Annotated in this window: 10 protein-coding genes and 1 pseudogene; 6 read left to right on the top strand and 5 right to left on the bottom strand. The window is 22.5% G+C overall.

Annotation, left to right across the window (positions count from 1 at the left end; translation table 4 throughout):
- Nucleotides 1–132 precede the first annotated feature (132 nt).
- The 3 genes from AAHM76_RS04365 (at nt 133) to AAHM76_RS04355 (ending at nt 3,206) form a co-directional block, all read left to right on the top strand.
- On the top strand, nt 133–528 hold the full coding sequence (locus AAHM76_RS04365) for a hypothetical protein (RefSeq protein ID WP_342255470.1): 396 nt from the start codon (nt 133–135) through the stop codon (nt 526–528).
- A 286-nt stretch (nt 529–814) separates the two neighbouring features.
- Nucleotides 815–1,177: a hypothetical protein gene (locus tag AAHM76_RS04360; protein WP_342255469.1), complete on the top strand. Its 363-nt coding sequence runs from the start codon at nt 815–817 to the stop codon at nt 1,175–1,177.
- Nucleotides 1,178–1,889: 712 nt separating this feature from the next.
- A complete protein-coding gene (locus tag AAHM76_RS04355) occupies nt 1,890–3,206 on the top strand; it encodes an Mbov_0401 family ICE element transposase-like protein (protein WP_342255468.1) in 1,317 nt (438 codons plus the stop codon).
- A 709-nt stretch (nt 3,207–3,915) separates the two neighbouring features.
- On the opposite strand, the gene AAHM76_RS04350 is transcribed toward AAHM76_RS04355, so the two are convergent.
- Nucleotides 3,916–4,518 carry an FMN-dependent NADH-azoreductase gene (locus tag AAHM76_RS04350; protein WP_342255467.1) on the bottom strand — a complete coding sequence of 201 codons (603 nt, stop codon included), beginning with the start codon at nt 4,516–4,518 and terminating at the stop codon, nt 3,916–3,918.
- A gap of 187 nt (nt 4,519–4,705) precedes the next feature.
- Here AAHM76_RS04350 and AAHM76_RS04345 point away from each other — a divergent pair, with 187 nt between their 5' ends.
- Nucleotides 4,706–4,915, top strand: coding sequence for a S1 RNA-binding domain-containing protein (locus tag AAHM76_RS04345; protein ID WP_342255466.1), 210 nt, complete (start codon nt 4,706–4,708; stop codon nt 4,913–4,915).
- Nucleotides 4,916–5,319: 404 nt separating this feature from the next.
- On the opposite strand, the gene AAHM76_RS04340 is transcribed toward AAHM76_RS04345, so the two are convergent.
- Nucleotides 5,320–6,444 carry an integrase core domain-containing protein gene (locus tag AAHM76_RS04340; protein WP_342255465.1) on the bottom strand — a complete coding sequence of 375 codons (1,125 nt, stop codon included), beginning with the start codon at nt 6,442–6,444 and terminating at the stop codon, nt 5,320–5,322.
- A 54-nt stretch (nt 6,445–6,498) separates the two neighbouring features.
- Here AAHM76_RS04340 and AAHM76_RS04335 point away from each other — a divergent pair.
- A pseudogene (locus tag AAHM76_RS04335) lies at nt 6,499–7,610 on the top strand (IS3 family transposase).
- On the opposite strand, the gene AAHM76_RS04330 reads toward AAHM76_RS04335, so the two are convergent.
- The 3 genes from AAHM76_RS04330 to AAHM76_RS04320 all read right to left on the bottom strand — a co-directional run bounded on the left by AAHM76_RS04330 (nt 7,572) and on the right by AAHM76_RS04320 (nt 8,894).
- Nucleotides 7,572–7,811 (bottom strand): hypothetical protein, encoded by a 240-nt coding sequence (locus tag AAHM76_RS04330; protein ID WP_342255464.1) that lies wholly within the window; start codon nt 7,809–7,811, stop codon nt 7,572–7,574. The pseudogene AAHM76_RS04335 and the gene AAHM76_RS04330 sit on opposite strands and share 39 nt — an antisense overlap.
- A gap of 239 nt (nt 7,812–8,050) precedes the next feature.
- A complete protein-coding gene (locus AAHM76_RS04325; protein ID WP_342255463.1) occupies nt 8,051–8,329 on the bottom strand; it encodes a transposase in 279 nt (92 codons plus the stop codon).
- A 52-nt stretch (nt 8,330–8,381) separates the two neighbouring features.
- Nucleotides 8,382–8,894 carry a hypothetical protein gene (locus tag AAHM76_RS04320; RefSeq protein ID WP_342255462.1) on the bottom strand — a complete coding sequence of 171 codons (513 nt, stop codon included), beginning with the start codon at nt 8,892–8,894 and terminating at the stop codon, nt 8,382–8,384.
- Nucleotides 8,895–9,011: 117 nt separating this feature from the next.
- On the opposite strand from AAHM76_RS04320, the gene AAHM76_RS04315 reads away from it, so the two are divergent.
- Complete coding sequence (locus AAHM76_RS04315) at nt 9,012–9,971, top strand: transposase (RefSeq protein ID WP_342255461.1); 960 nt, start codon at nt 9,012–9,014, stop codon at nt 9,969–9,971.
- Nucleotides 9,972–10,011 lie beyond the last annotated feature (40 nt).

Below are 10,011 nucleotides of genomic sequence, written 5' to 3'. Positions count from 1 at the left end.
TTTCTTCCTTGAAATTTTTTTCCATTTCTATTGACATTATATATATATATATATATATATTCAAGTCTAATGTGCATAAGTGTAGAATAAATGGTAATATTTAGTTAAATTAAATGAAAGTGGGAATAAAAGATGTATCAAATTTGTGAGATGTGTAAAAAGAGAGATTTACAAAAAGATATGACTGGTTATAATGAATTTTTCTTTTGTAGAAAATGCGAATTTAAAGGAATGGCAGAACAAGCATTAAAAGAAATGGAAAAATCAGAAAATATAAAATATAGTGAAGAGGATAGAAAAGAAAATTTAAAAAATTTAGAGAGAATGTTTAAAAAACAACATGAAAAAATGGTTAAAAATTATCAAAGTTTTGAAAATAAGCCATTAAATAAAATAAATACTAATGATTTAAATAAAAAAGTAGAGAAATATTTAGAACTTTATAAAAAAAGTTATAAATTGGCAATTAAAGCGTTGGGGCTTTCTGAAATAATTGATAAACTTGATTTTGAAGATACAAAAGAATAAAATAAAAAATTAGTTGATACAGTTAATGAATTTCAAGATATAAGAAAAGAAGAATTTTTTTTAAAACAAGAAATTGATTTTAGTTCTTTAAGTAAAACCAGAATTAATGAAATTAATAAGATTTGTAAAAAATTAGAAGATCCAATAATAATAGCGTTAATTGAATTTATTGATTCATATTTTGAACTTAAAAATAAAGAAAAAGAAAATAAAAAAAATTAAATTTGAAGGGTGGCATTAAAAAATAAATAACATTGTTTTAAAATCTTACGAAACAACAAAAATTTTGAAAAAAGTAATTAAAGAAAAAATAACCGATGTTACTGTTTCTATTTTTGGTGAAAAAAATTATCTTTTCTCTGAAAATAAAAATTATTTATTAATCGAAATAAAAAATATTAATAATTTTTCTTATCAAGAAAATAAAATTTATAGTGCAAATTTAGATGTAAATATTTATATGATTATAAATAAAGGAGATTTTAATTTAGCACTAAATTATTCTAATGATTTAGTTTCATTATTGGAAAATCAAAACAATATTAAAAATCTTAAAATTAATAATGTTGAATTTTCTGCATATAAAGATGAAGATATTAATTTGGGTGGTAGGTTTTCTCTAAATATTTTATTAAAATGTGAAGATTAAACATTATTTATTTAATTTAAAATAAGGGGTTGTTTATTTTATGTATGCAGTTTGTAAAAGTTGTAAAAACACAGCCTTATTAATAATATGCAAAAAGATAGTAATTTTTATTTTTGTGATGAAACATGTTGGTTTGATTGAATGATAAATAAATTAAAATTAAATAAAGAAGAAAAAGAAGAATTAAAAAAATATTTATTTAAAAATAAAAAAATAAATAAAACCTTATCTAATACTAATAATAAAAAACATTAATTTATATATTAACCTCCATAGCGTTTAAAAAACTTAATAACGGTAGATTATTTTAATTATTTATTTGACATTATATTTTAATGACAGTATCTATATAAAACAAGATTCAAAGATGTAGTCCTATTTGTTGAATGGAAATTAAAAAGTTTCTTGAAACTGGTTGGCATAAAGTCCTGCGAAAGTGGGTATTAATTACCTATATATACAAAATCCTTGCTAGATTAAGTAAGTAATATGACAGAAAAAAAGCATATATAATTTGATATAGGCGGCGATAACCATAGCCGTTTGTTTTAATAAAAATTAAGATAGTTAATAATATTTAGCTATCGCCACCCTCCTATCTATTACAAGATTATTATTAATCTTGTTTTTTTATTACTAACCTTGACAAATATTTAAAGTAGAGTTAGTGTGTGAGTATTATTTGATAATAATTAGAAGGTGGAAATGCTAAATGATTACAAATATCGATTTTTTTAAAGATGCTGAAGAAGAAAATGATAAAAAATATGTTGAAGATATTACTAAAAAATTAATTGAAACAGATGATAAATTGTTTAAAATGACAAAAGAAAATCCAGAATATCAAAAATATAAAATAAAAGAAAAAAGAAATAAAACTATAATAACAAAAAGATGCAGTGTAACTATTCCACGAAGAAGATATTATTATTTTGATGAAATTTTAAAAAGAAATGTATATGTTTTTTTGTTAGACGAATATTTGGGAATTAAAAAATGACAAAGAACAGAAAATTCATTGCGAGAAAAAATATTATCATTTATGGGGGATGGAAAAAGATATCGTGATGTTATAGATACAGTTACAGATTCAAAAGTTAGTAATATGACAATATCAAATATTTATAAAAATGTTGATTTAGATAAAATTGACTATATTCATATTAATCAAAGCAATAAAATAGATATTACTGGAGATACTATATATGTTCAAGCGGATGGTACATTTCAAACTATGCGAGATGATAAAACCAAAGAAAAATTAAAAGAACATATATTAATTTCTAGTATACATACTGGGTTCAATAAGGAAAAATCAACTGAAAAAAGACCAGTAATTGAAAATAAAAAAGGTGTTTTTGAAATGAATAATATTCCACATAAAATTAAAAATTTAACTAATATTAAGCTATTTACAAATAAAGTTATTGAAGCAATGCATAGTTATAATATTAAAAAAGATACAAAGATTTTAGTTCTAGGTGATGGTGCAAATTATATCGAAACTATCGCTAATGCTATTGCGAAAGAATTTAAAAATAATATTCTTGATGTAAGTTTAGATAAGTATCATTTAATTAAAAAATTTGAACATTTATGATCATATCGAAAAAGAAATAAAATGCAAGAAATAAAATATAATGTAGCAAAATACTATTTTTATAATGGTAAATATGATGAATTATTAGATTTATTAAATTCTCTTTTGCCATATATTGTTGGAAATAAACGAAGTTATTTATTAAAAACAATTAAATATATTAAAAATAATGAAAAAGGTATTTGTAATCAAATTCTCCCCAATAATAATATTGGTTGTCATATGGAAGGTGATATTTCGAAAGCAAAAAGTGTTAAAGGAAGAGGAGGTAAAATTTATAATAAATTAACTTTTAATAATTTATTAACTGCTTCAATGATTAAAACTAATAGTGAAACAAATATGAAAAATAATAAAGAAATGAAAAATATTGTAATTAATAAAAATAATTTAGTTGAAGTTCTTAAAGTTCAAAATTTAAGTATTTAGTTTTTAATTCATTAATTTTAAAAGTGTAAGTTAAATAAAAATTATTTTTCAGTGTGTAAAAATAATAAAAATGAAAAATATAAGAGATAAATATTGACAATAAAATAGTTTGATTTAAAATAATATTGTAAGTGGAATGCTTAAAGTGTTCTAATTTCTTAAATTATATAAGTTACCCTATAATTTTTTATACGACCATAATTTTTGTAATGAATTATCAGATGACTTTAATTTTGTAGAAAACTCTTGATATTTATAAAATATACCTAATTTTAGGTATATTTTATAAATATCAAGAGTTTTCTACAAAATTAAAGCAATTTGTTGCTTAAATTCATCAGTATAATGATTCTTTGCCATAATTACACCTCCATTGTAGTTTGATTATAAATATTTACTCTACATTATTGTTGTCCAATTTATCTTAACCCATCCACCCATTAAACAATTCATTATAAAAATTTTTAATGTCTGATAGTTCTTCTAAGTTTATTATTTCTTTTAAATTATTAATAAATTCGATTCTTTTCATTTCGATTTTCTTTCAATATTGTTTTTAATTATTATTTAATAAATAATAATTAAAGTAATTTATTTTAAAATTAGTTTTAAAATCATATACTTATTAAGTTTATCATAATTTATTAGTACAAACATTAATAAGCAAATAAAAACTCAACATTTGTTGAGTTTTTATTATTTTTGTTAATTAAAATGTTTTAACAACTTTCTGAATTTCTTCATCATATTGGTCAATTAACTCATCTGGACTTAGGACATTGGTTGGAGTAACTTTTGTTCCTGCAACAAGAATTGGTTTATTAACAGTAGCACCAACAAATTCTCATGTTCCTTTTAAATATTCGGTGTGATTTCCCCATGGATATCAACCAAAAGGAGCTCCTTGGGTTGTTAAAATTTGTACTTTTAAATGTGGCAATAACCCGATTGCATTGCCTTTTTTTGCATATTTATATGAAAATGTTTTATCTGCAACTAACACATGATCTAAGTAATTTTTCATTAATCCAGAAACATTAAAGTTGTTCATTGGACATACAACAATAACTTTTTGTACTTCTTTTAATTGGTTAATATAAACATCAGCATCCTCTGCATTAAAATAAGTGCCAAAATTATCACGCGTAAGTGTTTTAAGGGCCATTGGGGTTTCGTTTAAATCTAAATGAATAATTTCATCGTTTGCATTTGCTGCTTGATAATATTTAAGAAAACGAGCTGCTAAAGCTTTTGAATATGATTTTTCATTAGGACTAACCGTTCCATAAATTACTAATACTTTATTTACCATGATTATCGTTCCTTTCTCGTTTTATTTTATCATATTTTATTCTCTAAACTAATTAATAATATTGGTAGGAACTGTTTAAAATGATAATTTTTGATATTTTAAAAAATTTAACAAAATTTTTAAAATAGCAAATCATTTTTAGCATTTTAATAATATAATAATGTTATGAAAAAGAGCAAAAAATATTATGTATGATAAAAAAAGCAAGGTTATTGTTAAAATAACAAATATCACACCGTTCGGTGCTTTTTGTGAATTAAAAGATGCAGCCGGTTTAATTCATATTAGTGAATTTTATGATTTCTTTGTTCGAGATATTCGAGAATTTGTTAATGTTGGTGACAATGTTGAAGTAGAAGTTCTTGATTTTGACCCCGTTAAAAAAATGTCAAATTAAGTTACAAAAATTGCCGTCCAGAATTATTAAAAAAGGACAATAATCCAAAGGAAGAAGCGCTGCCAAATTCAGAATCATTACCTAATAAGCATGATTTATTATCAAAATAAATAAACTAGTAAAAAGTGAACACCCAAGACTGCACCCTAAAAAGTAAGTAAAATAAAAAAAGATTTTGTTAAATTTTTATAGGGGGTGCATTTTTATATGGCAAAAAAAGGACAAAAATATAACAAATTGTAGTATACCACAAACATTTTGGAGATTGCAATAAAACAAGAAAAAATAATAAAATATATAATTTAAAATATAAAAACATTATTAAAAATGATAAATATATAAATAAAAATTATAAAATTGGTACACTAAAAAAATAGTTTAAATAAAACTTTATAAATTTTAAATTATTTAGTTAAATTATTTAAAAATTCAAATGGTGTCTGAAAATTTAAAGATTTATGAACTTTTTCAAAATTATAAAAGTAATAGTAATCATTTAATTTATTTTGTAAACCAACTGCATCCAATATTTTTTCATCAAATATAAATAACTTATTATAATTTTGATGAAATCTTTCAATTTTACCGTTTGACTGCGGAGAACGAACCGGTGTTGTTTGATGCAAAATATCTTTATCTGTTAAAAATTGAGTAAAAGTAGTTTCTTTAACAGTACTTTTTTGATTATTACGATGACTATTAATAAATTCAGAACCGTTATCAGTTCTAATTCGTGTTATTTTAATGCCAAATATTTTTTTAAAATCACTGATTGCTCTTTTAACAGCATCAATAGCATTCCCAGTGCTTAATTTTTCATAAATATAACCCAATGCCCCTCTTATTCTTTCATAAATAAAATCATAAACATAATACTTTTTATCAACCGGAAATTTACTTGGCATAAAATATTTATCATCCATTTGTATTAATCCTAATTCTTTGACTTCATATCTTGGATGTTGTCTTTTAATTTCTTTAATTTTATTTTTTATTTTTAATCAACGCTTATCTTTTTTAAGTCAACGAAAAAATGTTTTTAAATTTTTGGGTGCTTTATTTTTTAATTCTTCGCCATGAATTCCTTTTTTTAAATTATAATACAAAGATAAAACACCACCAGCGTGTTTATCAGAATATTCAAAATATAAATCACAAATATTTTCACGAACATCACTATATTGATAATTAATATTATTATGAACTGTTGATTTTAATAATAAATTTTCAAAATTATTATTTGCATATGCAAGTAAAATTTTATTTGCTCAGTAATAAAAAGTTGAAAATTTATTTTTAAAATATTTTTTAATCAAATCTTTTAATAACAACTTATTTTTAAGAAAAAACTCCTTACATAAATTAATATATGCAAATATTTTCTTTTTTATTCTTTTATAATATTTATTTTGACAATTTTTACTTAAAAAATCTTGCAATTTTTCCTGTAAATCACTTAAATTAAAATCATTAACAATATACTTCATTAATTCACCTCATTTTGGATAGGCTACAATTATTAGGACCATAATTATATAGACTTCAAAATTAGATAAAATTATTAAGAAAGAAGGAATATAAAAATGGGAAATAAAACTTCATACTCTGAAGAATTTAAAAAACAAATTGTCATGCTATATAAAAATGGTAAAAGTTTTATTAATCTAGGGCAAGAATATAATTTACCAAAACCAACTATTTATAGTTGAGTTAAAAATTATAATAATTCTGGTTCATTTAAAGCAAAAGACAATCGCACACTAGAAGAAAATGAAATAATAACTTTACGAAAAGAACTTAAAGACTTGAAAATGGAAAATGACATTTTAAAGCAAGCCGCACTGATAATGGCCAAAAAATAACAATAATTAATAACAACAAAACAAAATATTCAGTAAGAAAAATATGTAAGATTTTAGGTTTATCAAAATCAACGTATTATTATCAAACTAATAAATGTATTAACAAGCAAGTTAATAATTATGAACAAGAAATTATCAGTGCCTTTAATAAAAGCCACAAAATTTATGGGGCTCGCAAAATTAAAGTTATTTTAAACAGAAAAGATATCATCTTATCGCGGCGAAAAATCAGATTCTTTATGATCAAAAATAATTTGGTTTCTAAATACACCAAATTAAAATATCATAATCATAAAACAACAGTCAATAATGACCAAATTAATAATATTTTAAATCGTCAATTTAACAACAAAAAACCTAATGAAGTTATTGCTAGTGATTTAACATATGTTCAAGTTGGCGCTAAATGACATTATATTTGTTTATTAATTGACTTGTTTAATCGTGAAATAATTGGTTATAGTGCTGGGCCGAATAAAACAGCCGAACTGGTCTAACAAGCTTTTCATAAAATAACACGACCATTAAATCAAATAACTCTATTTCATACTGATCGTGGTAATGAGTTTAAAAATAAAATCATTGATGAAATTTTAATAACTTTTAATATTAAAAGATCATTAAGCAATAAAGGCTGCCCATATGATAATGCTGTTGCTGAAGCAACTTACAAAACTTTTAAAACTGAATTTATTAAGGGTAAAAAATTTAAAAATTTAACACAATTAAAATACGAACTTTTTGATTTTGTGCATTGATATAACAATATTCGAATTCATGGCAGTTTAAATTATTTATCTCCAGTTACTTTTAGAAAACAAATGTCTATATAAAAAGTGTCCTAAAAAGTGTTGCCATTCCAGTCATTTAGCGCCAACTTGAACATATGTTAAATCACTAGCAATAACTTCATTAGGTTTTTTGTTGTTAAATTGACGATTTAAAATATTATTAATTTGGTCATTATTGACTGTTGTTTTATGATTATGATATTTTAATTTGGTGTATTTAGAAACCAAATTATTTTTGATCATAAAGAATCTGATTTTTCGCCGCGATAAGATGATATCTTTTCTGTTTAAAATAACTTTAATTTTGCGAGCCCCATAAATTTTGTGGCTTTTATTAAAGGCACTGATAATTTCTTGTTCATAATTATTAACTTGCTTGTTAATACATTTATTAGTTTGATAATAATACGTTGATTTTGATAAACCTAAAATCTTACATATTTTTCTTACTGAATATTTTGTTTTGTTGTTATTAATTATTGTTATTTTTTGGCCATTATCAGTGCGGCTTGCTTTAAAATGTCATTTTCCATTTTCAAGTCTTTAAGTTCTTTTCGTAAAGTTATTATTTCATTTTCTTCTAGTGTGCGATTGTCTTTTGCTTTAAATGAACCAGAATTATTATAATTTTTAACTCAACTATAAATAGTTGGTTTTGGTAAATTATATTCTTGCCCTAGATTAATAAAACTTTTACCATTTTTATATAGCATGACAATTTGTTTTTTAAATTCTTCAGAGTATGAAGTTTTATTTCCCATTTTTATATTCCTTCTTTCTTAATAATTTTATCTAATTTTGAAGTCTATATAATTATGGTCCTAATAATTGTAGCCTATCCAACTTTGTAACAAAGTGATTGGATATAATTTTTCTTGTAATAAATTTATTTCAATTTTTTTTACTAATATCACCTGTTAATAAGATTTGATATTTATTTATTTTAACCAAAAGCACTAAACTATTATTATTTTCATCTTCATCATTAATTGTTTTATACAAGACAGTAAATCCTAATCCTCCAAATTGAAATGTTCTCAATTTTGCATCATTTTGAATTACCTGTTTAACATTAAAATATTTTTTTACAGTTGGTAAATTATTATTATGATCATCATGTTGATGCGAAATAAAAATAGCATAAATTCAATTAATACCTGCTCATTTTAAATAATTACTAACTAATTGTTTTGAACGACCATAGCTAACACCAACATCATATAAAACTGTTTTTAAAGCGCGCTTGTCCTGAAAAACAATTTTTTGACCATTACCAACATTTAACATTGTCATTGAATAATGAATACTAGTAAAATATGATTGCAAACTATAACAAATTATTGATAGAATGCAGAATATTCATTTAATTTTGTAGAAAACTCTTGATATTTATAAAATATACCTAAAATTAGGTATATTTTTAATATAAGAGGTTAATAATTAATGGGAAAAATAATTGAAGAATTAATAAATAGTTTAACAGATGATCAATTTTTAGAATTTCATGAAAAAGTCAAAAAAGAAGCAGAATTAATTAAAAAACAAAAACGCTTAAATGAAATTGATAAAAAATTTAGGGATAAAGGTATTAAATGTCCTAATTGTCAATCTTTTTATTGTGTTAAAAATCGTCATAATCCTGAAGGAAAACAAAAATATTTATGCAAAAAATGTCGTGCTAGTTTTGATGCTTTTCGTGATCATTTTACGTATTGAAGTCATTTAAATTATGAACAGTGAAATTTATTGATTCAAATTTCATTATTAGGCCAATATAGTAAAATGATTTCCCGCTTTATTAAAACATCACCGAAAACCGCTTGATATAATCGCCAAAAAATAATGAAATCAAAACAATTAGAAAACACCCAATTAAAATTTAAAACGTTAAATGGTCAAATTCAAATCGACGAAACATTTATTAAAGAAATCCACAAAGGTAATTTTAAAGATAAATTTGATAAAAGAAAAATTAATCTTGATTCATTTTCAACCAAGACTAAATGTTGTATTCAAATGGCTGTTGATAGCAATAATAATATTTATGTTAAATGAACCAACACAAAACGATTACAAAAACAGTGAATTATTGAAAATATTAATAAACAATTAATCAAAGAAAATTCAATTATTATTTCTGACATGCAACCATTATATTTATTAGTAGCAAAAAAAACAAATTCTATTTTATTAGAAACTAAAACTAGTACAAATCCTGATGCTAGTTATCGGAAGTTAAATAAAATTAGTAAATTACAATCAAATCTTAAAGAATCATTAATTCATCATCATGGCTTAGGTTTCACGAACATTCAAAATTATTTAAATCTCTGAAAATTAAAATACCAGCATAAAGGTTTAACACCAAACCAACAATCATCGGTATTATATTTTAACGTATAAAAAAGTTAAATAACAATATTAAAAGTTTAGATAGCATTAC

Origin of the sequence: Spiroplasma endosymbiont of Poecilobothrus nobilitatus, from assembly GCF_964030655.1 — a bacterium.
Taxonomy (GTDB): Bacteria; Bacillota_I; Bacilli_A; order Mycoplasmatales; family Mycoplasmataceae; genus Spiroplasma.
Note: the sequence above shows the minus strand (reverse complement) of the source record. Positions and strands in the feature narration are given on the sequence as shown.